Origin of the sequence: Nocardioides sp. J9 (genome assembly GCF_007829375.1) — a bacterium.
Taxonomy (GTDB): domain Bacteria; phylum Actinomycetota; class Actinomycetes; order Propionibacteriales; family Nocardioidaceae; genus Nocardioides.
This window is the reverse complement of sequence record NZ_VLJQ01000068.1, coordinates 2565-29234: the sequence shown is the minus strand read 5'-3', so window position 1 is coordinate 29234 and position 26670 is coordinate 2565. Positions and strand designations below refer to the sequence as shown.

23 protein-coding genes and 1 pseudogene are annotated in these 26670 nt (G+C 73.1%); 6 read left to right on the top strand and 18 right to left on the bottom strand.

Translation table 11 applies throughout. From position 1 onward, the window contains the following. Window positions 1-4 precede the first annotated feature (4 nt). Both L615_RS10390 and L615_RS10385 read left to right on the top strand, forming a co-directional pair. Complete coding sequence (locus L615_RS10390) at window positions 5-1687, top strand: FixH family protein (protein ID WP_186449821.1); 1683 nt, start codon at window positions 5-7, stop codon at window positions 1685-1687. After that, entirely contained in the window at window positions 1684-2334 is a 651-nt protein-coding gene (locus L615_RS10385) for a hypothetical protein (RefSeq protein WP_028655336.1), read from the top strand. The genes L615_RS10390 and L615_RS10385 overlap by 4 nt, the downstream gene beginning before the upstream one ends. A gap of 421 nt (window positions 2335-2755) precedes the next feature. On the opposite strand, the gene L615_RS10380 is transcribed toward L615_RS10385, so the two are convergent. From L615_RS10380 to L615_RS10370, 3 genes are all read right to left on the bottom strand, one after another. Further along, window positions 2756-3007: a hypothetical protein gene (locus L615_RS10380; protein ID WP_028655335.1), complete on the bottom strand. Its 252-nt coding sequence runs from the start codon at window positions 3005-3007 to the stop codon at window positions 2756-2758. Beyond that, window positions 3007-4563, bottom strand: coding sequence for a long-chain fatty acid--CoA ligase (locus L615_RS10375; protein ID WP_145725013.1), 1557 nt, complete (start codon window positions 4561-4563; stop codon window positions 3007-3009). Before L615_RS10375 ends, L615_RS10380 begins: the two co-directional genes overlap by 1 nt. A gap of 101 nt (window positions 4564-4664) precedes the next feature. Further along, on the bottom strand, window positions 4665-5570 hold the full coding sequence (locus L615_RS10370) for a phosphoribosylaminoimidazolesuccinocarboxamide synthase (protein WP_028655333.1): 906 nt from the start codon (window positions 5568-5570) through the stop codon (window positions 4665-4667). Window positions 5571-5695: 125 nt separating this feature from the next. On the opposite strand from L615_RS10370, the gene L615_RS10365 reads away from it, so the two are divergent. Together L615_RS10365 and L615_RS10360 are read left to right on the top strand one after the other, a co-directional pair. Next, on the top strand, window positions 5696-6130 hold the full coding sequence (locus L615_RS10365; RefSeq protein ID WP_028655332.1) for a hypothetical protein: 435 nt from the start codon (window positions 5696-5698) through the stop codon (window positions 6128-6130). Between the two features lie 40 nt (window positions 6131-6170). Continuing rightward, window positions 6171-6488: an antibiotic biosynthesis monooxygenase gene (locus L615_RS10360; protein WP_028655331.1), complete on the top strand. Its 318-nt coding sequence runs from the start codon at window positions 6171-6173 to the stop codon at window positions 6486-6488. Window positions 6489-6653: 165 nt separating this feature from the next. Here L615_RS10360 and L615_RS23250 read toward each other — a convergent pair whose 3' ends face one another. The 13 genes and pseudogenes from L615_RS23250 to L615_RS10295 all read right to left on the bottom strand — a co-directional run bounded on the left by L615_RS23250 (window position 6654) and on the right by L615_RS10295 (window position 21465). After that, entirely contained in the window at window positions 6654-7895 is a 1242-nt protein-coding gene (locus L615_RS23250; protein WP_186449820.1) for an ABC transporter substrate-binding protein, read from the bottom strand. A 107-nt stretch (window positions 7896-8002) separates the two neighbouring features. After that, entirely contained in the window at window positions 8003-9142 is a 1140-nt protein-coding gene (locus tag L615_RS10350) for a branched-chain amino acid ABC transporter permease (protein ID WP_028655329.1), read from the bottom strand. Then, window positions 9139-10026 (bottom strand): branched-chain amino acid ABC transporter permease, encoded by an 888-nt coding sequence (locus L615_RS10345; RefSeq protein WP_028655328.1) that lies wholly within the window; start codon window positions 10024-10026, stop codon window positions 9139-9141. The genes L615_RS10350 and L615_RS10345 overlap by 4 nt, the downstream gene beginning before the upstream one ends. Beyond that, window positions 10023-11861 carry a long-chain fatty acid--CoA ligase gene (locus tag L615_RS10340; protein ID WP_028655327.1) on the bottom strand — a complete coding sequence of 613 codons (1839 nt, stop codon included), beginning with the start codon at window positions 11859-11861 and terminating at the stop codon, window positions 10023-10025. The genes L615_RS10345 and L615_RS10340 overlap by 4 nt, the downstream gene beginning before the upstream one ends. After that, window positions 11858-12781, bottom strand: a complete 924-nt coding sequence (locus L615_RS10335; RefSeq protein ID WP_145725011.1) for an ABC transporter ATP-binding protein — start codon at window positions 12779-12781, stop codon at window positions 11858-11860. The genes L615_RS10340 and L615_RS10335 overlap by 4 nt, the downstream gene beginning before the upstream one ends. After that, window positions 12778-13566: an ABC transporter ATP-binding protein gene (locus L615_RS10330; RefSeq protein WP_145725010.1), complete on the bottom strand. Its 789-nt coding sequence runs from the start codon at window positions 13564-13566 to the stop codon at window positions 12778-12780. The genes L615_RS10335 and L615_RS10330 overlap by 4 nt, the downstream gene beginning before the upstream one ends. 161 nt (window positions 13567-13727) lie before the next feature. Continuing rightward, complete coding sequence (locus tag L615_RS10325) at window positions 13728-14138, bottom strand: SRPBCC family protein (protein ID WP_145725009.1); 411 nt, start codon at window positions 14136-14138, stop codon at window positions 13728-13730. Window positions 14139-14205: 67 nt separating this feature from the next. Beyond that, entirely contained in the window at window positions 14206-15654 is a 1449-nt protein-coding gene (purB, locus tag L615_RS10320; RefSeq protein ID WP_145725008.1) for an adenylosuccinate lyase, read from the bottom strand. Between the two features lie 71 nt (window positions 15655-15725). Continuing rightward, window positions 15726-16286 (bottom strand): GNAT family N-acetyltransferase, encoded by a 561-nt coding sequence (locus L615_RS10315; protein WP_084255013.1) that lies wholly within the window; start codon window positions 16284-16286, stop codon window positions 15726-15728. Further along, window positions 16279-16776 (bottom strand): GNAT family N-acetyltransferase, encoded by a 498-nt coding sequence (locus L615_RS10310; RefSeq protein WP_186449819.1) that lies wholly within the window; start codon window positions 16774-16776, stop codon window positions 16279-16281. Before L615_RS10310 ends, L615_RS10315 begins: the two co-directional genes overlap by 8 nt. A 2-nt stretch (window positions 16777-16778) precedes the next feature. Next, window positions 16779-18090: pseudogene (gene purD, locus L615_RS10305) on the bottom strand (phosphoribosylamine--glycine ligase). A gap of 75 nt (window positions 18091-18165) precedes the next feature. Beyond that, window positions 18166-20058, bottom strand: a complete 1893-nt coding sequence (locus L615_RS10300) for a PAS domain S-box protein (protein WP_051485661.1) — start codon at window positions 20056-20058, stop codon at window positions 18166-18168. 114 nt (window positions 20059-20172) lie between these two features. After that, window positions 20173-21465 carry an adenylosuccinate synthase gene (locus L615_RS10295; RefSeq protein WP_028655319.1) on the bottom strand — a complete coding sequence of 431 codons (1293 nt, stop codon included), beginning with the start codon at window positions 21463-21465 and terminating at the stop codon, window positions 20173-20175. Between the two features lie 224 nt (window positions 21466-21689). Between L615_RS10295 and L615_RS10290 the strand changes: the two genes are divergently transcribed. Next, a complete protein-coding gene (locus L615_RS10290) occupies window positions 21690-22070 on the top strand; it encodes a nuclear transport factor 2 family protein (protein WP_028655318.1) in 381 nt (126 codons plus the stop codon). Between the two features lie 233 nt (window positions 22071-22303). On the opposite strand, the gene L615_RS10285 is transcribed toward L615_RS10290, so the two are convergent. After that, complete coding sequence (locus L615_RS10285; protein ID WP_145725006.1) at window positions 22304-23749, bottom strand: carboxyl transferase domain-containing protein; 1446 nt, start codon at window positions 23747-23749, stop codon at window positions 22304-22306. 78 nt (window positions 23750-23827) lie between these two features. Between L615_RS10285 and L615_RS10280 the strand changes: the two genes are divergently transcribed. Continuing rightward, window positions 23828-24757 carry a diacylglycerol kinase family protein gene (locus L615_RS10280; protein WP_232221735.1) on the top strand — a complete coding sequence of 310 codons (930 nt, stop codon included), beginning with the start codon at window positions 23828-23830 and terminating at the stop codon, window positions 24755-24757. A gap of 239 nt (window positions 24758-24996) precedes the next feature. Here L615_RS10280 and L615_RS23245 read toward each other — a convergent pair. Continuing rightward, a partial coding sequence (locus L615_RS23245) for a LuxR family transcriptional regulator (RefSeq protein WP_222430519.1) occupies window positions 24997-26670 on the bottom strand: 1674 nt, incomplete at its 5' end.

Genomic DNA, 26670 nt, shown 5'->3' with positions numbered 1-26670 from the left:
GGCCGTGCGGACGCCCGTACGGGCGGCCGCACCCCGCACGCCACGACGGTGGGCAGCCCTGGTGCTGCTCGCCGTCGCGGCGTTGCTGGTGGTCGGCTCGCCCTCCCCTGCCCAGGCCCACGCCCGCCCGGTCGGGACCTACCCCGCCGACAACGAGGTGGTGCCGGAGGCACCGAACGAGCTGAGCGTCACCTTCAACGAGCCCGTCACCCTCGCGGCCGCGGGCAACCAGGTCCTCGGCCCCGACGGCGCGGAGGTCGCCAGCGACTTCTCGGTCCGCGACCGGGTGCTGTCGATCAGCCTCGAGGAGGCGCTGCCGGACGGCACCCACGTCGTCACCTGGCGGGTCACCTCCAGCGACTCCCACCCCGTCGCCGGCGCGTGGACCTTCGCGGTCGGCGCACCGTCAGCGCACGCCCCCGCCGTCCCCGTGGTCACCGAGCAGCACGACGTGCGGCTCGCCCAGGCAATCGCGACGGGGGTGCAGTACGCCGGCCTGCTCGGCCTGGCCGGGCTCGTCGGCGTCGCCACGCTGCTGGCCCCGGTGGCGGTCCGACGCGACGCGGTGCTGGTGCGTCGGTGGCACCGGACCGCTGGAGGGTTCGCGGTGCTGGCTGCCCTCGGCAGCACCCTGCTGGCGCCGCTGTCCGCCCTGCGCACGCGGGGCGAGCCGCTCGCCGCGTGGTGGTCGGCCGACACCTGGTCGGAGGCGGTCCGCGGTGCGTCGGCGACGACCGCGGCGGTCGTGGTGGTCGGCGTGCTGGTCACCGTGGTGGCGCTGCGGCGCGGCCTCGACGTGCTGGCGGCGGCGTCGGCGGCGACCGCCCTGGCCGCGATGGTGCTGGTCGGGCACACCCGCAGCTCCGGCCCTGCCGCGGTGGTGCTCGGCGCCGACCTCGTCCACCTCGGCGCGGCGGCGCTGTGGTGGGGCGGCCTGGTCGCGCTCGGCCTCGCGCTCGCGCCCGGCACCGGGCTACGGCCCGCGGCCCGGGCCGTGCTGGTCGCCCGGTTCTCCGGGGCGGCCGCGGTCAGCGTGCTGGGCCTGGTCGCGGCCGGGTTGGTGCTCTACTGGCAGGTCGCGCACTCCGTGAGCGGGCTCTGGGACACGGGCTACGGCCGCACCGTGCTGCTGAAGGTGGCCCTGGTGCTGCCGGTCGTCGCGCTCGCGGGCTGGAACCGCTACCGGCTGCTCCCCCGTCTGGGCACGGGACCGCGCGAGGACCCGGCCGGCGCCGAGGGGCGGCTGCGGACCGTCGTCCGTTGCGAGGCCGGGGTGCTGGTCGCCGTCGTCGCGGCCACCGGGGTGCTGGTCAATCTCACGCCGCCTGCCCGGTCGGCGACCGAACCGCCGCCACCCGCGGCCGAGCGCACCGTCACGGTGGACGTGGGCGACGGGCTGAGCGCGGACGTCACGCTCGCGCCCGGGCGCCCGGGCGTCAACGGCGTCCGGCTCCGCGTCACCGACCCCAACGGCCGGCCGGTCGAGCTCGACGGTCCACCCACGCTCACGTTGCTCCAGCCCGAGCGCGAGGTCGGGCCGCTGCGCCGACCGGTCACGCCGTCGGCGTCCGGCACGTGGGAGGCGACCGCCGACCTGCCGGTGGCCGGGACCTGGGAGGTCACCCTGGCCGTCCCGCTGAGCCGCTTCGAGGAGCCCGTCGCCATCGGAAGGATCGAGGTCCAGTGAGCCGCCGAGCCACCCACCGGGCACGGGTCGTCCCGGTCGCCGGGACGATCGCCGCCGCGGTCGTGCTGCTGTCGTCCGGTCCCGCTGGGGCCGCTGCGGTCGACGATCCCGGGCCCGGGCGGCCGAGCGTCACCCAGGCCGTCGGCCGCGGGGACGGCACCGCCGACGTGTCCCTGCAGCTGGTCGACGCGTGCGCGGGACCGACCGACGCGGTGAGGGTCTCCCTGCCTGCGGGTGCCGCCGTGGTGGCGGTCGGCGACCCCGACGGCTGGACGCACGAGGTCGCCGGCGGCGAGGTGACGTGGCGACCGGTGACCGGGCCCGCCGCCGTACCGACCGACGAGCCGGCGCTGCTCACCGCCCGGCTGGCCGCCGCGGCCGGCGAGCAGGTGCTGCTGCCCACGACCCAGCGGTGCGCGGACGGCCGGGCGGTCGCTTGGAGCGAGCCCGCGGCGGCCGGTCCGCTGGCGGCGCCGCGCTTCCTCGCCGGGGCCGACACCGTCGACCCGTCGGCACTCGCGCCGACCGTCGAGGAGGCGGGCCGGCAGACCGGCAGGGGCTGGCTGGTCGCCAGCCTGCTGCTGGCGCCGACCTGCGCCGCGGCCGCCGTCAGCCGGGCTCGTGCCCGGCGCGGGCCCGCAGGGTAGGTGCCGCATGGGCGACGGCCGGGCCGGCCGGTGGCTCCCCGTTGTCACACGGTGATCGCTGGCCTGGCCGCCCGACCGCCGGTGTAACACGTTGATCGCGGGCCTGGCAGCCCGGCCGACCCTGTAACACGCTGGTCGCCGACCTGGCAGCCCGACCGCCGGTGTCACACGCTGATCGCCGACCTGGCAGCCCCGAGACCGCGGGAAGAGGCCGCTGGGAGGGGCGTGAACATACGCCAGCGGGCTGCCACAGCCGCGGACGACGTGTTGCATGCGGCGTGCGCCGACAAGAGCCGCGAACGACGTGTTGCATGCGGCGTGCGCCGACAAGAGCCGCGAACGACGTGTTACATGCGGCGCGCGCACCCCAGAGCCGCGAACCACGTGTTACATGCGGCTTCGGGCGCGGAGCCGCTCCGCCTCAGCCGAGCTCGCGCTCGGCGCGGGCCAGCCAGGTGAGGGCGCGCGCCGACTCCCAGGAGCCGGGCTTCAGGGAGTCGGCGGCGTCGGACGCCTGGCGGCGCAGGCGCTGCGCGTCGTCGTGCCGGCCGGCGGCGTGGAGCTCGAGCGCCAGGAGGGCCAGGGTCGCGACGCTCTCCCACGACCCGGCCTTCAGCCCGCCGGCTGCCTCGAGCGCACGCTCGAGCGGCGGGCGGGCGTCACCGCGGCCCATCAGCCGAGCTCGCGCTTGAGGATCTTGCCGGTGGCGGTCATCGGCAGGGCCTCGACCACCTCGACGATGCGCGGGTACTTGTACGCCGCCATCTGCTCCTTGCCCCAGGCCACGATCTCGTCGGGGGTCGCGGACGCGCCGGGCTTGAGGATCACGAACGCCTTGATCTCCTCGCCGTGGCTCTCGTGGGGGACGCCGATGACCGCGGCCAGCGAGATCGCCGGGTGGGTGAGCAGGACCTCCTCGATCTCGCGGGGGTACACGTTGTAGCCGCCGCGGATGATCATGTCCTTGGACCGGTCGACGATGTAGTACCAGCCGTCGGCGTCCTTGCGGGCGAGGTCACCGGAGCGGAACCAGCCCTCGTCGTTGATCGCCTCGGCCGTGGCGTCGGGGCGCTTGTAGTAGCCCTTCATCACGTTGTGGCCCTTGATGGCGATCTCGCCGATGCCGTCGGGGTCGGTGACCTCGTCCCAGCCGTCGGGGTCGATCAGCTTCATCTCGACGCCGGGGATAGGGGTGCCGATGGAGCCGACCCGGACCTCCGCGCCGAGGCGGGAGAAGCTCGCGACCGGGGAGGTCTCCGAGAGGCCGTAGCCCTCGAGGATGGTGACGCCGAAGCGCTCCTCGAACTGGTGGTGCACCTCGACCGGGAGCGCGGCGCCGCCGGCCACCGCGACGCGGAGGTTGGCGGCGAGGGTCTTGACGTCGACCGAGTCGTCGAGGGCGTTGAGCAGGCCCCAGTACATCGTCGGGACGCCGGCGAAGAAGCTGACCGACTCCTTGAGCATCAGGCCGATCGCAGGGGCGGCCTCGAAGCGGGGCAGCATCACGATCGTGCCGCCGTAGGCGAGGGCGCCGTTCTGGATGACGGTCTGGCCGAAGGAGTGGAAGAGAGGCAGCACGCACAGGTAGGTGTCCGGGTCGTCCGCGTTCGCACCGAACAGGGCCTCGCTGGCGAGCGCGTTGTCCCGCATGTTGCGGTGCCGCAGCTCGGCGCCCTTGGGCTGGCCGGTGGTGCCGGAGGTGTAGAGGATGACGGCGGTGTCGTCGTCGTCGACCTCGACGGTGTCGAACGTGGGCGCCTGCCCGGCGAGCGCCTGGCCGAGGGTCTCGGTGCCCTCGATCGGCGAGGCCGCAGCGGGGTCGGCGGTGATGACGAAGAAGTGCTCGCAGCCGGCGGCCTCCTGGAAGCCGGCGTGGGCCTCGGCGCCGATCGCCAGCTCCGGCGTGCCCTGGAAGGCGAAGTAGGCCTTCGCGTCGGAGTCGCCGAGGTGGTAGGCGACCTCGCGGCCCTTCAGCAGCACGTTGAGCGGGACGACGGTCGCGCCGGCCTTGAGGATGCCGTAGTAGACGATCGTGAAGTACGGCAGGTTGGGGCAGCTGATGGCCACCTTGTCACCGGGCTGGATGCCCCGCGACACCAGCAGGTTCGCCACCTGGTTGGCGACGCCGTCGAGCTGCGGGTAGCTCAGCCGGGTGTCGCCGAGGACGATGGCGGTGCGGTCGGGGTAGGCCTGGGCGCTGTTCTCGAGGAAACCGGCGAGGTTCGTCATGGGGGCCAACCTACTGGCGGTCCGTGACTGCGGTCACTGTGCGCGCGAACATCACCTCGCCCGCGCGGGTGTGCACCGGCCCAACCGGACCGACCGGACCGTCAGAACGTCTCGCCCGTGAGCCGCTCGTAGGCCTCGATGTAGCGCGAGCGGGTCCGCTCGACGACCTCGGGGGGCAGCGGCGGCGGGGCCTCACCGGAGGCCTTGTCCCAGCCACTGTCGGCGGAGAGCGCCCAGTTGCGCACGATCTGCTTGTCGTACGACGGCTGCGCGCGGCCGGGCACCCAGTCGTCGGCCGGCCAGTAGCGCGAGGAGTCGGGGGTGAGCACCTCGTCGGCGAGCACGATCGCCCCGTCGGCGACACCGGCACCGACCCCGAACTCGAGCTTGGTGTCGGCCAGGATGATTCCCTGCTCGCGGGCGAGCTCCTCGGCGCGGCCGTAGACCCGCAGCGTCAGGTCGCGCAGCGCCGCGGCGGTCTCCGCGCCGACGGTGCCGACCACGGCGTCGTACGACACGTTCTCGTCGTGGTCGCCGAGCTCGGCCTTGGTCGCCGGGGTGAAGATCGGCTCGGGCAGCCGGCTCCCGTCCTCCAGCCCCGCGGGCAGCGCGATCCCGCAGACCTCGCCGGTGGCCCGGTAGTCGAGCAGGCCGGAGCCGGTCAGGTAGCCGCGCGCGACGCACTCGACGGGGAACATCTCGAGCCGCTCGCAGACCACCGCACGACCACGCACCGCCTCGGGGACGTCGGTCGACACGACGTGGTTCGGCACCAGGTCCGCGAGCTGCTGGAACCACCACAGCGACATCCGGGTGAGGATCTCGCCCTTGTCCGGGATCGTCGTCTCGAGCACGAAGTCGAAGATGGAGAGCCGGTCGCTGGCGACCATCAGCAGCTTGCCGGCGTGCTCGCCCTCGGTGACCTCGTAGAGGTCGCGGACCTTGCCGGAGTGCAGGTGGCGGGCGCCGGGGAGCTCCGGGGCGGGCGGGATGTTCGCGAGCGTCACGGACGACAGCCTATTGACCTCCCGCACCGGGGGTGTCGCCCCGGGGGATCCGGCGGGCGGAGCGGCAGGCCCGACTTCCGGGGGTCGCTGCCCGGCGGACCGGGGGCGGGTGGCACAGTGTCGCCATGACGGAGACCGCTGAGGAAGTCTGGGCGAGGATCGTCGGCGCCAAGCGCGCGGAGATCGGGGCCGAGTGCCCCGAGTGCGCCGGGGTCGCCCCGGAGCGCATCGTCTGGGAGGACGAGAGCTGGATCCTCTCCTACACCGACGGGCCGGCCGAGATGGCGGCGTCGCTGCTGCTGCAGACCCGCGAGCACACCCGGGTCGGCCAGCTCGACGACGAGCTCGCCTCCCAGTTCGGCCGGATCTCGAACCGGCTGACCCGCATCATCGAGAACCTGCCGGAGACGTCGTACGTCGACGTGAGTCGGTACGGCGCGCACCGCGGCCACTTCCACGTGTGGTTCTTCGCGCCGTTCGCGCCCGGCACCCGCGAGCCGGCGGACCTGCACGCGATCGCGACCAAGCTGGCGAACTGGGGCGGTGTGGCCAAGGCCTGATCCCGCGGCCGGGTGCCCGCGGCGCCACTAGGCTCGCCGCATGTCCGTCGTGAAGATCAACGCCATCAAGGTCCCCGAGGGCGCCGGCCCCGAGCTCGAGAAGAGGTTCGCCGCCCGGGCCGACTCGGTCCAGGGCTCCCCCGGGTTCCTCGGGTTCCAGCTGCTGCGCCCCACCGCCGGGGAGGACCGCTACTTCGTGGTGACGCACTGGGCCGACGAGGAGTCGTTCGCCGCGTGGCGCGACGGCCAGGGCCGGGCGGCGCACGCCGAGCAGCCGGGCGAGGCCCCGCGCAAGCCGGTCGCCACCGGTGCGGACCTGCTGGAGTTCGAGGTCGTCCTGGACGTCGCCGGCTCCTGAGCACGGCCACCAGCCGACCGGCCACCAGCCGACCGGCCACCAGCTGCCGGCCACCAGGCACGGAGCACGAGAGCGGCCCGCCCATCCTCACGGATCGACGGGCCGCTCTGCTCCTCCCGGGCGCTGCCGGCCCGGTCGGGTCACGCCATCGTCACTTCATCATCGTCACTTCATCAGGTAGCAGGGCTCGGTGAACTCGTAGTTCTCGGCGGTCGGCCCGGTGAACGGGTCGACGGCGAGCGAGATCTTCGAGGAGGCCTTCGGGTCGACCTTGTTGAGCTGGGTGACCCGGACGGCGTCGTCGTTCGGGTCGCCGGCCCAGTTCGCGGTGCCCTCCGGGAGGGTGCCCTCGCTGTCGATGCCGGTCAGGCTGTTGGCGACGTCGACGAGGCCCTCGCGGTCGAGCTTGTCGTCCTCGAGCGCCTTCTCGAGGATCGCCTTCATCACGTAGCCGCTGCTGTAGCCGATCGAGAACCAGTCGTTCGGTGCGGTGTCACCGGCGGCCGCACGCATCTTCTCCATGCCGGGCACGTCCGCCTCCCAGGTCGGGAACGAGCTGGCCTGCATGTAGAGCGCCTGGATCGCCGGTCCGGCCGGCGAGTCGAGGACGGCGGCGTTCCAGCTCGGGATCGAGCCGATGAACTTGCCGGTGAACTTCTGCGCCGCGGTGCCGCCGACGACCGAGGCCATCTCCTTCGGCCCGGTGGCGATGATGACGTAGTCCGGTTTGGCCTTCAGCACCGCGCCGATGGCCGCCGACTGGTCGTCGCCGCCGTCCACGGTGCCGGTCGGGACGTCGGTGAACTTCAGGCCCCGCTCCTCCGCGGCGATCCGGGCGCCGACCATCGCGTCGTCGCCGTAGTCGCCCGGGAAGTGCACGACGGCGATCGACCTGGCGCCCTGGTCGGCGGCGTAGTCGACGGCGTTCATCGCCTCGGTGCAGTAGCTGGAGCCGACCTCGATCGAGATGTCGTCGAAGATCCAGTTGGAGCCGAGGGAGGCCGGGCCGATGAGGATGGACTCGTTGGTCGCGTCCTCGAGGATCGCGTTGGTGTGGGCCGTGCCGAGCGACTGGCTGACCGCGAGGATGTCGTCCTTGATCTCGTTGAAGAGCTCGGCGTGCTTCTCGGGGTCGTAGCCGCTGTCCTTGACGTGCCTGGTCACGTCGACCTCGTAGTCGCCGACGCCGCCGGCCTTGTTGATCTCGTCCCAGAAGGCCTTCTGGCCGGCGGTGAACGGCTCCCCGACGCCCTTGAAGACACCGGTGAGGTCGGTGATGGTCCCGAGGTAGATGCAGCCCTTGCTGTCGTCGACGGCGTTGGGGCACGGGTCGTCGGTCACGCCCGGTCCGGCGCCCCCACTGCCGGAGTCGTCGTCACGACCGCAGCCCGCGAGGGCAAGGGTCACGGTCAGGGCGGTCGCGAGGACCCCCACACTTCTCGACCTACGGTTCACGGTTCCTCCTGGTGTTGTGGTGGTGGTGCGGTCCCCGGCACGGTCGGGCTCGACCGAGGTCAGTAGGAGAAGGGATAGCTCTTCCAGTACGTGCGGACGCGGTGCCAGATCCCGAACAGGCCCCGTGGCTCGAACAGCAGGAACGCGACGATGAGGACGCCGTACATGATCTGCTCGAAGTCGAAGATGTTCGGGTGCTCGCTGGCCGAGGTCGACAGGAACGGCACGAAGGCGGGCAGCTCGCTCGCGATCCGCGGGAGCAGCGCGATCAGCATCGCGCCCATGATGGTGCCGGAGATGGTCGCGACCCCGCCGATGAGCACGATCGCGATGAACTGCACCGAGAGCAGCAGGTTGAAGGACTCCGGCGTGAAGTGGCCGCTCGCGGAGAACATCAGCGCGCCCGCGATCCCCGCGTAGAACGAGGAGATCGTGAACGCGATGATCTTGTAGCGGGTCAGGTTGACGCCCATCACGCCGGCGGCGACGTCGCGGTCGCGGATCGCGGAGAACGCGCGCCCGACGCGGGAGCGGGCGATGTTGCGGGCGACGAGGGCGGCGATCACGAGGACCGCGAGGAACAGCCAGTAGAGCTTCTGCTCCTCGGTCCAGCCGCCCTTGAAGCCGTAGTCGGCCGTGAACTCGATGCCGAGCAGCACCGGCTTCGCGGCGTCGCGGCCGACCTGCGAACCGCCGGTCAGCTCGTCCCACTCGAAGAAGAAGTACTGGCCGATGAAGACCAGGCCGAGCGTGACGATCGCCAGGTAGAGCCCCCGCAGCCGGGTGGCCAGCGGCGCGACCACCGCGCCGCACAGCGCAGCCACCAGGCCGGCGCCGAGCAGCCACAGCGGCATGAAGTCGATGCCGAGGCCGAGGTAGCGCCCGTCCGGGTCACCGGCCATGGCGGCTGCGGTGTAGGCGCCGACGCCGACGAAGAAGGCGTGGCCGAGGGAGACCTGGCCGGCGTACCCGGTGACGAGGTTGAGCCCGATCGCTCCGATCGCGAGCACCAGGCCGCTGGCCAGGATGAGCAGCAGGTTGTCCGAGACCATCAGCGGCATCAGCGCCGCGACGACCAGCACGCCCAGCGCACCCAGCATCTTCGAGCGGGTGTTGAGCAGCGCCATGTCCTGGCGGTAGCTGGTGTAGAGCTCGGGGCGCCCGAGCGGGGCGAGCCGGCGCGTCCGGGTGGCGGTCATACGCGTTCGACCTCCCGCGTTCCGAAGAGCCCGTAGGGCCGGACGAGGAGCACCACCAGCATCACCAGGTAGGGCGTGATCGAGCCGATGTTGGTGTCGAGGCCGGGGAACCAGTCGCGGTGGTAGGTGGTGACGACCTGCTGGGTGATGCCGATGACCAGACCGCCGAGCACCGCGCCGCCGAGCGAGTCGAGGCCGCCGAGGATGATGACCGGAAGCGCGAGCAGCGCGATGTGCCAGTGGTTCTGGTCGACGGTGCGCCCGGCTGCCGCGAAGACTCCGGCGACCGTGGCGAGGGCACCGGCCAGCGCCCAGGACACCGCGAACACGGTGCCGACGTTGACGCCCTGCGCCATCGCGGCCTCCTGGTCCAGGGCCGAGGCCCGCATGGCGAGGCCGATCGGGGTCCAGCGGAAGAACGCGAAGAGCGCGAGGACCAGGACCGTGGTGACGGCGAACGCCGCGAGGTCGCGCTGCTCGACGTAGACGCCGCCGACCTCCCACGCGTCGAGGCCCCACGGGTCGCGGACGGTGCGCTGGTCGGAGCCGACGAACATGCCGGAGACGATCCGGACGATGATGTCGATGCCGATGGTGATGATCGCGATGACGAAGACGGCCTTGCCGACCATCGGCCGGATCGCGACGCGCTCGACGACGAGGGCGACACCCGCGATGGCGACCGAGCCGACGACCAGCGCCGGGAAGAAGCCGATCTCGGGCGACAGGTAGGTCACCAGCACCGTGCCGGCGAGCAGGAACGCGGGCTGGGCGAAGCTGATGACGCCCATCGACTTGTAGATGATCACGAAGCCGAGCGCGAGCAGCGCGTAGATCGAGCCGACGCCGATCCCGCCGGCCACCGCTCCGAGCAGCTGGGTCATCGGGCACCCGCCTCCTGGCCTCGGTACATCGACTCGACCAGGTCGTGGAACATCGCGTCGATCGCGGACCTCTTGACCTTCTGGGTCGCGGTGAGCTCGCCGTCCTCGTGGTCGAGCTCCTTGGGCAGCATCCGGAACGACTTGATCTGCTCGACCGGGTTGTGGCGGGAGTTGACGTCGTCGACGACCTGCTGGACGAGGTCGCGCACCTCCTCCTTCTCGGAGAGGTCGCGGTAGGTCGTGAAGGCGATGCGCCGCTGCTGGGCCCAGGCGCCGACGGTGTCGAGCTCGATGCCGATCAGGGCGGTGAGGTACTTGCGGCCGTCGCCGATGACGACCGCCTCCTTGATGTAGGGCGAGGCCTTCAGCGCGTTCTCGATCTCGGACGGCGCGACGTTCTTGCCGCCGGCGGTGATGATGATGTCCTTCATCCGGTCGGTGATCCGCAGGTGGGTGCCGTCGACCCACTCCCCCACGTCGCCGGTGTGCAGCCAGCCGTCCTCGCTCAGCGTGCGCGCCGTCGCCTCGGGGTCCTGCCAGTAGCCGGCGAAGACCGCTGGGTGGCGGGTGAGGATCTCGCCGGTCTCCTCGTCGATGCGGACCTCGATGCCGTCGTGCGCCTCGCCGACCGTCCCGAGCCTGACCCGGCCCGGCCGGTTGGCGGTGGCCACCGCGGCGTTCTCGGTCATCCCGTAGAGCTCGTGCATCGGCACGCCGATGCCCATGAAGAACTGCAGCACCTCGGGGGCGATCGGTGCCGCGCCGGAGCTCGCGTGCCGCACCCGGCGCAGGCCGAGCCGGTCGCGCAGGGCGCGGTAGAACAACAGCCAGCCGACGGCGTACACCAGGCGGGTGGCGGCGGTGTGCCGACCGCCGTTGGCGGCGAGCTTCTCCCCGAGGCCGTCCGCGCGACGCAGCCAGAAGGCGGCCCACCGGCGCTTGGCCCAGGTCGCGGAGTCGAGCTTGATCCGCGCCGTCGCCAGCAGCTTCTCCCAGATCCGGGGGACGGCGAAGAAGAGGGTCGGCTGCACCTCACGGAGGTTCTGCGGCACGGTCTCGATGGACTCGGCGAAGTTGACCTGGGTGCCGGCGCCGGCGTTGTACCAGGTCGTCAGCACCCGCTCGGCGACGTGGCACAGCGGGAGGTAGGACAGCGTCATGTCCCTGGGGCCCGGCGCCGGCCGCGCGAACGGGCTCCGCTCGAGCACGGTCTCCAGCACGAACTCCGCGTTGCGGACCGTGAGCATCGCGCCCTTCGGCGGGCCGGTGGTGCCGGAGGTGTAGACGAGGGTGATCACGTCGTCGGGCTCCGCCGCGTCGACCAGGGCCTCGACGGCCCCGGGGTGCGCGGCGCGGTGCTCGCGGCCGCGCTCGAGCAGCGCCTCCCACGACATCAGCCGCGGGTCGTCGTACGTGCGCAGGCCGCGGGTCTCGACGTGCACGATCGTGCGCAGCTCCGGCAGGTCGCCGGCCTCCAGCACCTTGTCGACCTGCTCCTGGTCCTCGGCGAGGTGGACGCAGGCGCCGCTGTGCGAGAGGAGGTACGACGTCTCCGCGGTCGGGTTCGTCGGGTAGAGCCCCACCGTGGTCGCCCGGATCGCCACGGCGGCGATGTCCATGAACAGCCACTCGGGGCGGTTCTCGGACTGCACGGCGACCCGGTCACCCGGCTGCACGCCGAGGGAGAGCAGCGCGTGGCCGACGTCGACCACGGTGTCCCAGTAGGTCGCCCAGGTGATCTCGTGCCACACGCCGAGGCGCTTCTCGCGCATGGCGACGCCGTGCGGCGTGGTGGCGGCCCGGTCACGGATCCGGGTCACGAGGCTGCGGGTCATGTCGTGGCTCCCCCTCCTCCCCCTGCCCCCGGGTCGGCGGCGTCCTCGACCGCCCGGACCGCCGCACGGACGTCCTCGTCGATGCCGGGGTTCGCCTCACCGCCGAGGTAGGCGCGGATCACGTCGGGGTTGCGCTGCACCTCGGCGGGGGTGCCGGTCGCGACCGGGGTCCCGAAGTCCACGACGAGCACCCGGTCGGCGACGTCCATCACCAGGCCCATGTCGTGCTCGACCATGATCATCGGGATGCGCAGCTCGTCGCGGATGTCGAGGATGTAGCGCGCCATGTCCTCGGTCTCCTCGAGGTTCATGCCGGCGACGGGCTCGTCGAGGAGCAGCAGCCGCGGCTCCATCGCGAGCGCTCGGCCGAGCTCGACCCGTTTCTGCACGCCGTAGGGCAGCAGGCCGACGGGCATCTTGCGCCACTGCTCGAGCTCGAGGAAGTCGACGATCTCCTCGACCTTGCGGCGGTGCCGCAGCTCCTCGTTGCGGGCCCGGCCCCACCACAGCATCGCCGCGAGGGTGCCGTAGCGCAGGTGCTGGTGGCGCCCGAGCATCAGGTTGTCGAGCACGGTGAGGTTGGCGAAGAGCTCGATGTTCTGGAAGGTGCGGGCGACGCCGAGCCGCGCGATCGCCGGAGGCCGCATGCCGAGGATCGGCTGGCCCTCCAGGACGACCGAGCCGCGTTGCGGCCGGTAGACGCCGGAGAGCACGTTGAAGATGCTCGTCTTCCCTGCGCCGTTGGGGCCGATCACCGCGAACAGCTCGTCCTCGCGCACCTCGAAGCTGACCCCGTTGACGGCCTTGACCGCACCGAAGGACAGGTGCACGTCGTCGAAGGCCAGCACCGGGGCAGGCCCGCCCGGCGTCGTCGTGGTGGCGGTGGCCGGCCCGGGCGCGGGCGTCGCCGGTGCGGTCATGAGGCCCACCTCTTGCGGCGTCGGTAGTGCTTGACGGAGCGGAAGGACCGGGCGGCCTCACCCTCGGCGCCGAGGCCGAGGTAGAACTCGCGGACGTCGGCGTCCTCGCGCAGCTTCTCGGCCGGCCGGTCCATCACCACGCGACCGTTCTCGAGGACGTAGCCGTGGTGGGCGATCGAGAGCGCCATCGAGGCGTTCTGCTCGACGAGGAGGATCCCCGTGCCCTGGCTGTTGATCTCGACGACGATGTCCCGGATCTGGTCGACCACCTTGGGCGCGAGCCCGAGCGACGGCTCGTCGAGCAGCAGGTAGCGCGGGTCGGACATGAGCGCCCGGCCGATCGCGAGCATCTGCTGCTCGCCGCCGGACAGCAGGCCGGCCTGGCCCTCGCGCCGCTCGCGCAGGATCGGGAACAACCCGTAGACCCGCTCCAGGTTGGCCTTGAGGTTGCGCCGGTCGGCGTAGGCGCCGACGCGGAGGTTCTCCTCCGCGGTCAGCTCCTTGAAGACCCGGCGACCCTCGAGCACGTGCTTGATGCCCTTGCGGGCGAGCGCGGACGGCTTGAGCTGGCCGACGGACTCACCGTCGAGCGTGACCGAACCCTTGCGGATCTCGCCGTCGTGGACGTCGAGCAGGCCGGACAGCGAGCGCAGCAGGGTCGACTTGCCGCCGCCGTTCGCGCCCAGCAGCGCCACGATCCTCCCGTCAGGCACCTCCAGGCTCACCCCGCGCAGGGCGAGCACGACGTCGTCGTACACGACCTCGAGGTTCTGAACAGCGAGCACCGCAGCCCCCTCCGTCCTGTGACGCGCATCACAGGTGGCCCGGAATGTAGCGGTCTGGCGAGGGGTCCTCACCTCTCAGGCGAGCAGACCCGCCGAATGTGTCCGAATCGTGACCTTCCCGATGGGTCCCGGTCGGTCCGGTCGGTCCCGGTCGGTCCCGGTCAGGCGAGGGAGGCGGCGCGGCGCAGGTCGGCGGCGATCGCCGGGCGGCTGGCCACGGTGAGCGGCAGCCCGACCGCGAGGCCCCGGACCCGGAACTCGGCGACGACCTGGCACCCGCCGTCGGCGGGCGAGAACCAGAGGTCCAGCCGGGCGCGGACGAGGCCGCAGCGGCCGTCCTCCTGCCAGTGCACACCGGGCACGGCCTGCGTCGTGCGCATCCGGGGGCGCACGCCGGGCACGACCGTGAGGTCGGTCCAGGTGGTGCCGGCGGCGGTGGCGTCACCGTCCGCGGGGAGGACGTCGGCCACCGCCCGCAGCGAGGACTGCCACGCAGGCCGGTTCCGCGGGTCGGCGAGGAAGGCGAACGCCCGGCCGGCCGACACCGGGAAGGGGACGACGATCCGGGTCACCTCCCCATCATGGCGGGTCGCCCCATGCCGCCGCGGGCGCGCAGCGGGCCGGCGACGCCGGGCGGCGTCAGAGGATGGCGCCCGGCGTGTACGCCGCCGCGGCGGGGTTGGCCTCGACGATCGCGGCGACCTTGCGGCACACCGCCTGCGTCTGCGCGACGGCAGCCCCGGTGAAGGTGATCGGCTCGGCGACCAGCGACTGCAGCTGCTCGGAGGTCAGGCCGAGCCGCTCGTCGGCGGCGAGCTTGGCGAAGACGTCGTTCTCGGCCTGGCCCTGGCGCATCGCGAGCGCGGTGCCGACGGCGGCCTCCTTGATCGCCTCGTGCGCGGCCTCGCGGCCGACGCCGTTGCGCACGGCGGCCATCAGCACCTTGGTGGTGGCGAGGTAGGGCAGGTAGCGGTCGAGCTCGCGCTGGATGACGGCCGGGAACGCGCCGAACTCGTCGAGCACGGTGAGGAAGGTCTGGAAGAGGCCGTCGACGGCGAAGAACGCGTCGGGCAGCGCCACCCGTCGTACGACGGAGCAGGAGACGTCGCCCTCGTTCCACTGGTCGCCGGCGAGCTCGCCGACCATGGAGAGGTAGCCGCGGGTGACGACGGCGAGGCCGTTGACGCGCTCGCAGGAGCGGGTGTTCATCTTGTGCGGCATCGCGGAGGAGCCGACCTGGCCCTCCTTGAAGCCCTCCGTCACGATCTCGTTGCCGGCCATCAGCCGGATCGTGGTCGCGAGGTTCGACGGGGCGGCGGTCACCTGGACCAGCGCGGAGAGCACGTCGAAGTCGAGCGAGCGCGGGTAGACCTGGCCGACGCTGGTGAGCACGCGGTCGAAGCCGAGGTGGGCGGCGACCCGCTGCTCGAGGTCCTCGAGCTTCGCCTCGTCACCGCCGAGCAGGTCGAGCATGTCCTGGGCGGTGCCCATCGGCCCCTTGATGCCGCGCAGCGGGTAGCGGCCGAGCAGGTCGTCGACGCGCTCGACCGCGATCATCAGCTCGTCGGCGACGGTCGCGAACCGCTTGCCGAGCGTGGTGGCCTGGGCGGCGACGTTGTGCGACCGGCCGGCCATCACGAGCGCGTCGTACTCCCCCGCCAGCCGGCCCAGCCGGGCCAGCGCGGCGATCGCGCGGTCGCGCACCAGCGCGAGCGACTGCTTGACCTGCAGCTGCTCGACGTTCTCGGTCAGGTCGCGTGAGGTCATGCCCTTGTGGATGTGCTCGTGCCCGGCCAGCGCGGCGAACTCCTCGATCCGCGCCTTCACGTCGTGGCGGGTGACCCGCTCGCGGGCGGCGATGCTCGCCAGGTCGACGGCCGCCTCGCCCTGCGCGGCGACCTGCTCGTAGGCCTCGACGACCCCGTCCGGCACCTCGACCCCGAGGTCCTTCTGCGCCTTGAGGACGGCGATCCACAGCTGCCGCTCGAGGACGATCTTGTGCTCCGGCGACCAGATCTCGGCGAGGTCGGCGGCGGCGTAGCGGGTGGCGAGGACGTTCGGGACGGTCACGGGGTCTGATTCTCCCATGCCCCTGGCGGCGCGAGGAACGAGCGGCGGTGGGCCGAGACCCGGCGCCGCGGCGGCCCGGGGCCGGCCCGTCAGCGCAGCGGGCGGACCAGGACCAGCTCGCCGTCCTCGGTGGTGCCCCGCAGGACGGTGAACCCGGTCTTCGCGGCGACGCGGAGGCTGGCGGCGTTGTCGGGCGCGATGGACGCGCGGACCCGGACGCCCGCGGCGTCGGCACGGCCGAGCAGGGCGGTGAGCGCCTCGGTGGCCAGGCCGTACCCGTGGGCCGCGGCGACGAGGCCGTAGCCGACCTCGGCCTCCGCGACGCCGTCGGCGGCCGGCTCGGGCGGGCCGAAGAACCCGATGGAGCCGATGACCAGCTGCTGCTTGCGGGACACGATCGACCGCGGCCCCCAGGGGTCGCCCTCGTGCCAGAGCGCGGCGGCGCCGAGGTCGTCCTCGCGGGGGAAGTCGGGGTGCCAGTCGGGGCGGCGCTCGCCGGAGCGGATCGCGGCGACCGTGGCCGCGTCCCAGAGGACGAGGACCAGCCGCTCGGTGGGTACGCCGGCGGGGCCGGCCGGCTGGCTGATCGGCTGGCTGATCGGCTGGCTGATCGGCTGGCCGGTCGGCTGGTCAGGCGGCTGGTCAGTCATCGGCGAGCACCTTCTGCCACAGGGCGACGTCGATCCACCGCTCGTGCTTGCGGCCGACCTGCCGGAGCACGCCCTGCCGCTCGAAGCCGCAGGCGCGGTGCAGCGCCTCGCTGGCGGCGTTGGGCAGCGAGACCAGCGCCAGCGCGGTGCGCACACCGGCGGCCTCGAGGCGGGCGAGCAGGKCGKCGTACAGCAGCCGGCCGAGGCCGCGCCCGGTCGCGGCCGGGTCGAGGTAGACGGTGACCTCGCGGGTGCCGTCGTAGGCGCCCCGGGGCCGGAACTGCGAGGAGTAGGCGAAGCCCAGCACCTGGTCACCGGTCGCGGCGACGAGGAAGTGGTCGCCGGGGTGGGTCGAGGCGAGGAGGCCCTCCCACTTGCTGCGCGGCGGGGGCACGGTGTCGAAGGTGGCCGTGCCGTCGTGGACCTCGCGGGCGTAGATCGCCGCGACGGCGTCGAGGTCGGCGTCGGTCGCGACCCGGACGGTGGCCACGCTCAGCCCTCGGCGACCGAGGCACCCTCGACCACGCCGAGCGGCTCGGCGGCGATGTCGGAGCGGCGCTGCAGGCCGTCGAAGCTGATCAGGTCGGCGGCGGCGTAGGCGCGGGCCCGGGCGTCGGCGACGTCGTAGCCGAGGGCGCGGACCGCGAGCACCCGGCCGCCGGCGGTGACGAGGTGCTGGTGGCCGGGGTCGCCCTCCTCGGGCGCGGCGACGAGCGCGGTGCCGGCGTGGATCACGTCGACGTCGGAGACGCCGTTGGCCGCGCCGACGCCGGTGATCACGTCCCCCTTCGACGACGACTCGGGGTAGCCGGCGGAGGCGAGCACGACGGTGACCGAGGCCGCGTCGCGGAAGACGGGGGCCGGCACCTCGCCGAGGCGACCCTGGGCCGCACCGAGGAGGAGCTCGCCGAGCGGGGACTCGAGCACCGCGAGCACCGGCTGGATGTCGGGGTCACCGAAGCGGCAGTTGAACTCGATGACGCGCGGCCCGGCAGCGGTGAGGGCGAGGCCGACGTAGAGGCAACCGACGAAGGGCGCGCCGCGGCGGGCCATCTCGTCGAGCGTCGGCTGGACGACGGTGTCGATCACGGTCGCCGCGAGGTCCGCGGGCGCCCACGGCAACGGCGAGTAGGAGCCCATGCCGCCGGTGTTCGGGCCGCGGCCGCCGTCGAAGATCCGCTTGAAGTCCTGGGCCGGCTGGAGCGGGTAGGCGGTGGTGCCGTCGCAGACGGCGAACAGCGACACCTCCGGGCCGTCGAGGAACTCCTCGATGACGACGGTGCCGCACGCCGCGGCGTGCGCCTCGGCCTCGGCGCGGTCACGGGTGACCACCACCCCCTTGCCGGCAGCCAGGGCGTCGTCCTTGACCACGTACGGCGCACCGAACTCGTCGAGCGCGGCGGCGACCTCGTGAGCGGTGCGGCAGGGGGGGGGGGCGGGGGGGGGAGCCGGCGGTCGGCACGCCGGCGGCGGCCATGACCTCCTTGGAGAAGGCCTTGGAGCCCTCGAGGCGCGCGGCCGCGCCAGACGGGCCGAAGACCGGGACGCCGGCAGCGCGGACCGCGTCCGCGACGCCCGCGACGAGCGGGGCCTCCGGGCCGACCACGACGAGGTCGGCGCCGACCTGCGTCGCGAGCGCGGCGACCGCCGTACCGTCCATCGGGTCGACGTCGTGCAGGGTCGCGAAGGCAGCGATCCCGGGGTTGCCGGGGGCGGCGTGCACCTCGCTCACCGACGGGTCGCGGGACAGGGCGAGGGCGAGGGCGTGCTCGCGGCCACCGGTGCCGATCACGAGGGTCTTCACGGGGGTCGATCCTATGCGCGGGAGGTACGACGACCGGCCCCGCGTCCGGGTCTGGTCACCGACCCCGCGCGCGGCTCACAGCCGCGGCAGCGTCGGCTGGCTGGGCAGGTCGATGACGAAGGTCGTCATCCGGTCCTGGCCCGGCGGGAGGTAGGTCGCCTCGCCTCCGTGGCTGCGGGCGATCTCGCGGACCAGGTCGAGGCCGATGCCGCTGCCGGCGTTGGGGCCGGCGTGGGCGTAGCGCTGGAACAGCCGCGGCTCGAGGCGCTGGTCGACCCCGTGCCCGCTGTCGGCGACCGAGATCCGCACGCCGGACTCGGTGCGCTCACCGGTGACGACGACCGGGGCGCGGCCGTGGTTCACGGCGTTGGACAGCAGGTTGTCGAGGGCCTGGCCGACACGGGCGGGGTCGGCGGTGAACTCGACGTCCTGATCGACGTGGACGGCGACCCCGTCGTGCGGGTGCATGGCGCGGGCGCGGTCGACCGCGGCCAGCAGCGTGCCCCGCAGCCACATCCGCTCGGGCTGGAGGGTGAGCGCGTCGACGTGCATGTCGGAGGCGGCCTTGAGGTCGGAGGCGAGGCGCTGGAGCCGGCGGGCGCTGCTGACCATCGCCTCGAGCAGCTGGAGCCGCTCGGCGGGGTCCATCTCGTCGTGGCGCCGCAGCATGGCCGCTGCTCCCTCCACGACGGCGGCGGGGGTGCGCAGCTCGTGGGCGGTGACCGCCAGCAGGCCGGCCTGCTGCTCGATCGCCTGGCGGCGCTGCTCCTCGCGGACCCGCTCCTCGCTCTGGTCGCGGGTGAGCTTGGCGAAGCCGCGCAGCTGGCCGGCGTCGTCGTGGATCGGGTTGATCATGACGTTGGCCCAGAAGCGGGTGCCGTCGCGTCGTACCCGCCACGCCTCGGCGGTGTAGGAGCCCTCCTCGAGCGCGATCTCGAGGTTGCGCTCCGGCTTGCCCAGCGCGCGCTCCTCCTCGGGGTAGAAGACCCGGTAGTGCTGGCCGAGGATCTCCTCGGACGTGTAGCCCTTGATCCGCTGCGCGCCGGCGTTCCAGCTCGCGACGCGGCCGGTGGTGTCGAGCATGTAGATCGCGTAGTCGCTGACCGTCGTGACCAGCAGCCGAAACATCTCCTCGCTGCGGCGCAGCTCGACCTCGGCGGTGATGTCCAGCACCTGGGCGAAGACGTAGAGCGGTGCGCCGTGGGAGTCGCGGATCGGGGTGAGGCTGACCCGCAGCGCGGTCGACGTGCCGTCCTCGTAGACCAGCGGGTGCTCGAAGGTCGCGAGGCCCTCCCCCTGCTCGATGATCCGCACCAGCGCGTCGTCGAGCTGGTCGCCGTGCTGGCGGGTGAGCACGCCGTAGTCGAGGCCGACGAGGTCCTCGGGCGTGCGGCCGACCATCGCTGCGAGCTCGGGGTTGGCCCGGACGATGCTGCCGTTGAGGGTCAGCGTCGCCATGCCGATCGCGGCTTGGTTGAACACCTCGCGGTAGCGCTCCAGGTGCTCGTCCAGGGCGGCCTGGTCGCGCATCGTGCGCTCGTCGTCGCCGCCGGCGATCCGCAGCCCGCCGCCACGCGGCACCGGACGGGGCACCGAGTCCGCCACGTGCTTCCACAGCAGGTCGGGCAGCTGGTCGATCGGCGTGGACTTCTCGATGAAGTCGGCGGCGCCGAGCTCGTACGCGCGACCGGCGAGGCCGCGGCTCTCGAAACCGGTGAACACCACCACCTTGGTGTCCGGCGAGACCGCCAGCACGAGCGGGAGCGCCTCGAGGCCGTCGAGCACGGGCATCGAGGTGTCGAGCAGCATCAGGTCGGGCTGGTGCTCGTGGGCGAGGACCATCGCCTCGCCGCCGTCGCCACCCTCGCCGACCACCTCGAACAGGCCGGACGACCGGAGCCGGGCGCCGACGAGCGCCCTGAGCTCCGGTGCGTCGTCGATGACCACGACTGTCGGCCGGTCGGCCACACGCACGCTCCTCGCAAGATGTCCCCGGGCATGTATCCATGCGGCAATGCCCAGACCGGAGGATCGCATACCCGTCGGATCTGCGGGAGGTATCGGCCGGGTCCGCCGCGCTGGTCAGCGCAGCGGGTGGCGCACCACGGCTTGCTCGCGCTCGGGACCGACACCGACCACCGAGATGCGGGCGCCGGAGCGCTCCTCGACGAAGGTGACGTAGTCCTGCGCGGCCTTCGGCAGGTCCTCGAACGAGCGGCACCCCGAGATGTCCTCGGTCCAGCCGGGGAGGTTCTCGTAGACCGGGACCGCGTGGTGGAAGTCGGTCTGGTTGACCGGCATCTCCTCGTGGCGGACCCCGTCCACGTCGTACGCGACGCACACGGGGAGCTCCTCGAGCCCGGTCAGGGTGTCGAGCTTGGTGAGCACGAAGTCGGTGACGCCGTTGACCCGCGCGGCGTAGCGGGTGATCACGGTGTCGAGCCAGCCGCAGCGGCGCGGGCGGCCGGTGGTGGTGCCGTACTCCCAGCCCGCCTTGCGCAGGAACTCGCCCTTGCCGTCAGGGCCGTCGAGCAGCTCGGTCGGGAACGGGCCCTCGCCGACGCGGGTCGTGTAGGCCTTGGCGATCGCGATGACCTGGTCGATCCGGGTCGGCGGGATGCCCGTGCCGGTGCACGCGCCCGCGGCGACCGCGCTGCTGGAGGTCACGAACGGGTAGGTGCCGTGGTCCACGTCGAGCAGGGTCGCCTGGCCGGCCTCCATCAGCACGACCTCGTCACGGTCGAGGGCCTGGTTGAGCAGCAGCCCGGTGTCGCAGACGTACGGCGCCAGCCGCTCCGCGTGGCCGAGCAGCTCCTCGACGGTCTGCTCGACCGAGGGCGCACGGCGGTTGTAGATCTTGGTGAGGATCTGGCCCTTGAGCTCGAGCGCGCCCTCGACCTTGGCGGTGAGGATCTTCTCGTCGAAGAGGTCCTGGACCCGGATGCCGATCCGGTTCATCTTGTCGGCGTAGGTGGGGCCGATCCCGCGGCCCGTCGTACCGATCTTGCGGGAGCCGAGGAAGCGCTCGGTCACCTTGTCGATCGTGCGGTTGTAGTCGGCGATGACGTGCGCGTTGGCGCTGACCTTGAGCGCGGAGGTGTCGACGCCGCGGGCCTCGAGGCCGTCGATCTCGTGGAAGAGCACGTCGATGTCGACGACGACACCGTTGCCGATGACCGGCGTGCAGCCCGGCGTGAGGATGCCGCTGGGGAGCAGGTGGAGGGCGTACTTCTCGTCGCCGACGACGACGGTGTGCCCGGCGTTGTTGCCGCCGTTGAACTTCACGACGTAGTCGACCTGGCTGCCCAGGTGGTCGGTCGCCTTGCCCTTGCCCTCGTCGCCCCACTGGGCTCCGACGATCACGATTGCAGGCATCTCGGTTGCTCCTCGCCACGGACGGAGTCCCTCCGCCCCGCCTGTCCGGAACGGCTGCTCAACGCACCACTAGTTGTTGGTGTCTGCCAAGCAAGAAGCCCCGGCAAGACCGGGGCTCTTGCGGCGCAACGTTACCAAACCGCGACCGACCGGCTAGATTCGGCGAAACGAGAACACGTTCTAGTTCACGTTCCAGCTCACCGACCCTCGACCAGGAGCACGCCATGGGCGCCAGCCGCGAGACCATCCTCGAGACCATCCAGCAGTACGTCGACCTCGTGGCGAACGGCTCCTCCGCCGACGTCGTCGCCCTGTACGCCGACGGCGCCACCGTCGAGGACCCGGTCGGCTCGGAGGTGCGCACCACCCGCGAGTCGATCGCCGAGTTCTACGGCGCCCTCGACGGCCTCGAGCAGACCGCCCGCCTGCTGCACGCCCGCGTCGCCGGCAACGAGGCCGCCTTCGCCTTCGAGCTGGTCACGAAGGCCGGCGACCAGACCTACACCCTCGCCCCGATCGACGTGATGACCTTCGACGACGAGGGCCGCATCACCAGCATGCGCGCCTTCTGGTCCGGCGACGACATGGTCGTCGCCGACGCCTGACCCGCCCGCCCCACCTTGACCCACCTGTCTCGCCGGGACGGTCGAGACGTCACTTCTGGCTTGTCGACCCGTCAGATCCGGCCTGTCGAGGCGTCAGTTGCGGCGCGTCGAGTCGTCACGTCGTACGACGCCCGGAAGTGACGCCTGAACAGGCATTTGCTGACGTCTCGACCCGCCGGAACCGACGTCTCAACCCGCCGGAAGTGACGTCTCGACGGGCGACGAGTGACGGTTCAGTCGGCGGTGGCGGCGGCGAGCTGGTGGGCGACCTCGGCGACGATGGCGCGGGCGAGGGACGGGGCGTCGTCCTCGACGAGCTCGGGGACGACGACGTGGACGTTGCCGTCGGCGAGCAGGCTCAGCGCGCCGACCTCCTGGTCGGCGGCCATCTCGGCGGCGCGGGAGGTGTCGCCGTGTCGGATCACGCTGGCGCCCTCGGGCGGCAGCGGGGAGAGCCAGCCGCGCTGGGTGGCCACGACGGTGCGGGCGGGCAGCAGCGCGAGCGCGCCGCCTCCGCAGCCCTGGCCGAGGATCACCGACACGGTGGGCACGGTCATCGAGACGAGGGTGGCGATGCAGCGGGCGATCTCACCGGCCATCGCGCCCTCCTCGGCCTGCGGCGAGAGCTCGGCACCGGGGGTGTCGACGACCGTCACCAGCGGCAGTCGCAGCGACTCGGCGAGGTGCATCGCCCGGCGGGCCTCGCGCAGCGCGCCGGGACCCATCGGGCTGTCCGGGGTCTGGCGGGTGCGGTCCTGGCCGACCAGCACGCAGGGCTGGCCGTCGAGCCGGGTCAGCGCGATGAGGACGGTGTCGTCGCGCTCGCCCTCGTCGGTGCCGCGGAGCCGGATCGTGGCCGGCGAGGCGCCGTGCTTGAGCAGGTCGCGGACGCCGGCGCGGTCGCGGTCGCGGGTGTGCTCGATGTCCTCCCACACGTGGTGGTCCGACACGGTGCCCGGCGCGACCGGCTCACGCCGCTCGAGGGCCGGCGCGGACGCCGGGTCGACGACCACCCCGAGGGCGGCGTCGACGAGCGCGGGCAGCTCCTCGGCGGGTACGACGGCGTCGATGACCCCCTTCGCCGCGAGGTTCTCGGCGACCTGGACCCCCGGCGGGAACGGCTCGCCGTTGAGCGCCTCGTAGACCTTCGGGCCGAGGAAGCCGACCAGGGCGCCCGGCTCGGCGACGGTGACGTGGCCGAGGGAGCCCCACGAGGCGTAGACGCCGCCGGTCGTCGGGTGCCGCAGGTGCACGAGGTAAGGCAGGCCGGCGGCGCGGTGCTCCATCAGGGCACGGGAGATCTCGACCATCTGCACGAAGGCGCGGGTGCCTTCCTGCATCCGGGTGCCGCCGGACGAGGTGCTGGCCAGCACCGGCAGCCCCTCGGCTGTCGCGCGACGCACCGCGGAGGCGATCCGGGACGCGGCGGCGACGCCGATGGAGCCGGCGAGGAAGCCGAACTCGTTGACCACGAAGGCGACCGGGCGCCCGCGGACGGTGCCGCGCCCGGTGAGCACGGACTCGTCGGTGCCGGCCTTCTCGGCGGCCCGGGCAAGCTCGGCGCGGTACTGCTCCGGGTGCCCGGAGGTGTCGATCGGCGTGTCCCACGACTCGTAGGAGCCCTCGTCGAGCACCAGGTCGATCAGCTCACGGGCGGTCCAGCGGCGAGAGGTCCCCATGGGCCCGAACTCTAGGCGGGGCCGTCCGGTCCTCAGGTCCCGCGCACGACAGGCGGGACCGGTCCCTACGCTGGGGTCGTGCCCAGCGCCCGATCGATGCTCGTCATCACCAACGCCGACGCCGGTACGGCGGACCAGGAGGCCCTCGACGAGGCGCTCGCCGTCCTGCGGCAGCACGCCGAGGTCGAGGTCGCCGCGACCTCCTCCCCCGACGAGCTCGACGCCGCCCTCGCCGGCCTCGGCGACCGCACGGTCGTGGTGGTCGGCGGCGACGGAAGCATCCACGCGGTCGTCGCCGCGCTGCACCGCCGCGGCTCCCTGTCCGGTACGACGATCGGGCTGGTCCCGCTCGGCACCGGCAACGACTTCGCCCGCACCCTGCGGCTGCCCCTCGAGCCGGCCGCGGCCGCCGAGGTCGTGGTCACCGGCCACCCGCGACCGACCGACCTCGTGGTCGACGACCACGACGAGGTCACCGTCAACAGCGTGCACCTCGGCGCCGGCGCGGAGGCGGGCGCGAAGGGCGCACGCTGGAAGGAGCGGCTCGGCTCGGTCGGGGTCGGCAAGGTCAACCTCGGCCGGCTCGGCTACCCGATCGGCGCCGTGCAGACCGCGATGAATCCCCCGACGCTGCGGGTCCGGGTCGAGGTCGACGGCGAGGTCGTGGTCGACCTCGACGAGAAGGTGCTGATGGTGGCCCTCGGCAACGGTGCCTCGGTCGGCGGCGGCACGCAGCTCACGCCCGACGCCGACCCCGGCGACGGCCTGGTCGACGTGCTGGTCGCGAGCCCGGTGGGTCGGTGGGCCCGGCTCGGGTACGCGTTGCGCCTGCCGTTCGCCCGGCACGAGGACCACGCCGACGTCCGCATCGTGCGGGGCACGGAGGTGAGGGTCAGCGGCACGCCGTTCGACTGCAACAGCGACGGCGAGATCGACGGCCCGTTCCGCGAGCGCGCGTGGCGGGTGGTCCCGTCGGCGTACGCGATGGTGGTCCCGGGTCCGTCCTGAGCCGCCGGCCGGGGCGGCGGACCGGGACGACCGTCCAGAGGCAGTGACGACGGCCGTCCCGGGTCGACCGCCCCACCGGGACGGGTCCCCCGTGCCCGGAGCCCCCACAGCCTCCGAGCACCACGGAACAAGCATGGGGGCACTACCGGTGCCGGACGGCCGATCTCGACCCCAGAGTCACGACTCTGGGGTACCCCCTGGGGTGGCCCGGGGCCGCCGCGGGGAGGCTGCCCCACCGCTCAGCGGTCGGTGGCCAGGACCGCCGCGAGCTCGCGGCGCGAGCTGACGCCCAGCTTCTTGTAGGCGCGGCTGAGGTGCCACTCCACGGTCTTGACGATGACGAAGAGCCGCTCCGCGATCTCCCGGTTCGTCAGGCCCGCGGCGGCGAGCTCGGCCACCCGGTACTCGGCCGTGGTCAGCACCGACTCCGGCGGCAGCAGGGGCCCGGCCGCGTCGTCACCACCCCAGTCCCGGATCCGCTCGCGGATCCGGGCGGAGACGGGGGCAGCGCCGATCCGCTCGGCGAGCTCCAGGCAGCGTCGGGCGTCCTCGAGCGCAGCCCGGGTGTCGCTCCGGCCGGCGCGCAGCTCGGCGCGGTCACGGTGGGCCAGGGCGAGCTCGAACCACGAGGTGCTCCCGCGCAGCAGCCGGACCGCCTCGTCGAGGTGGGCGGCCCGCTCGGCGGGCTCGAGCGCCTCGCTGACCGAGCGCAGGGTGACGCCCAGCAGGCGGGGGGCGCCGTAGTGGCGGGCACGGTCGACCGCCTCGACCGCCATGGTGCGGGCCAGCTCGGACCGTCCGGCCCGCGCGGCCGCCTGCACGGCGTACCGGACGAACCAGCCGACCGACGGGCCGGTGAACTCGGCGCTGAGGTCGCGGGCCACCAGCAGGTCGGCCAGCGCCGCCTCGGGGTCGTCGACGTCGAGCGCCGCCATGCCACGGACCACCCGGGCCATCGCCGCGTGGAGCGGGCCGCGGGGCGAGTCCACGTCGACCTCGCGCACCACGGCCCCGGCCTCCTCGCGCCGCCCCTGGGCCAGCAGCGCCCACACAGCCATGAACTGGGCCGCCTCGAGGTAGAGCGTCCAGCCGTCCTCGCGCAGGTCCAGGGCGGCCATCGCCTCGGCCTCGCAGCGGCGCAGCTCTCCGCGGTTGTGGTGGATCGCGGCACGGGTGTAGGCCAGCGTCGCGTACGACGTGATGGAGCCCCGGCGCCGGGCGAGGGCCTGCGCGGCGTCGATCACGTCGAGCGCGAGGTCGTCCTGCTCGGTGCCGTTGAGTGCGCCAGTCAGCAGCGACACCACTCCCCCGTGGACCCCGTCCTGCTCGACGACCCGGAGGTCGCCCGCAGCGCGCACGGCCAGCCGGCCGGCGGKCGCCGCGTCCTCGCCGACGATCGTCATGCCGAGGGCGGCCATCGCGAGCAGCGCCCGGTCCCCGTAGGAGTCCTGCTCCTCGGGCTGGGCGAGGATCGCTGCGAGCTCGGCCTGGCTCAGCTCACCGACGCGGCCCGAGAGCGAGGCGACCGCCGCCAGGCGCGCGATCAACCCGCGGCGCTCGCTGCTGGACAGCTCCGGGGTGGGCCCGGACAGCAGATCGAGGGCACGCCCGTAGGCAGCGTTCGCCTCGGCCACCGCTCCCGCACCGAGCCAGGTGTCGCCGAGGTCGGCGTGGCGCACGGCCAGCTCGGCGGGCGGGGCGAGCTCGAGCGCCTCCGTCAGCGCCCGGGCGGCGTCCTCGATCCGGCCGAGGGAGGCCAGCGCCCGGCCTCGGGCCGTCGCCACGCGCAGCGGCCCGTCGTCGGGGAGGCCGCCCTCGATGCCGGCGCGGTCCAGGAGCGCGAGGCACTCCTCGCCACCGCCGCCGGCGGCGAGGTCCTCGGCGGCTTGCAGGAGGATCGCGGCACCGGCGGG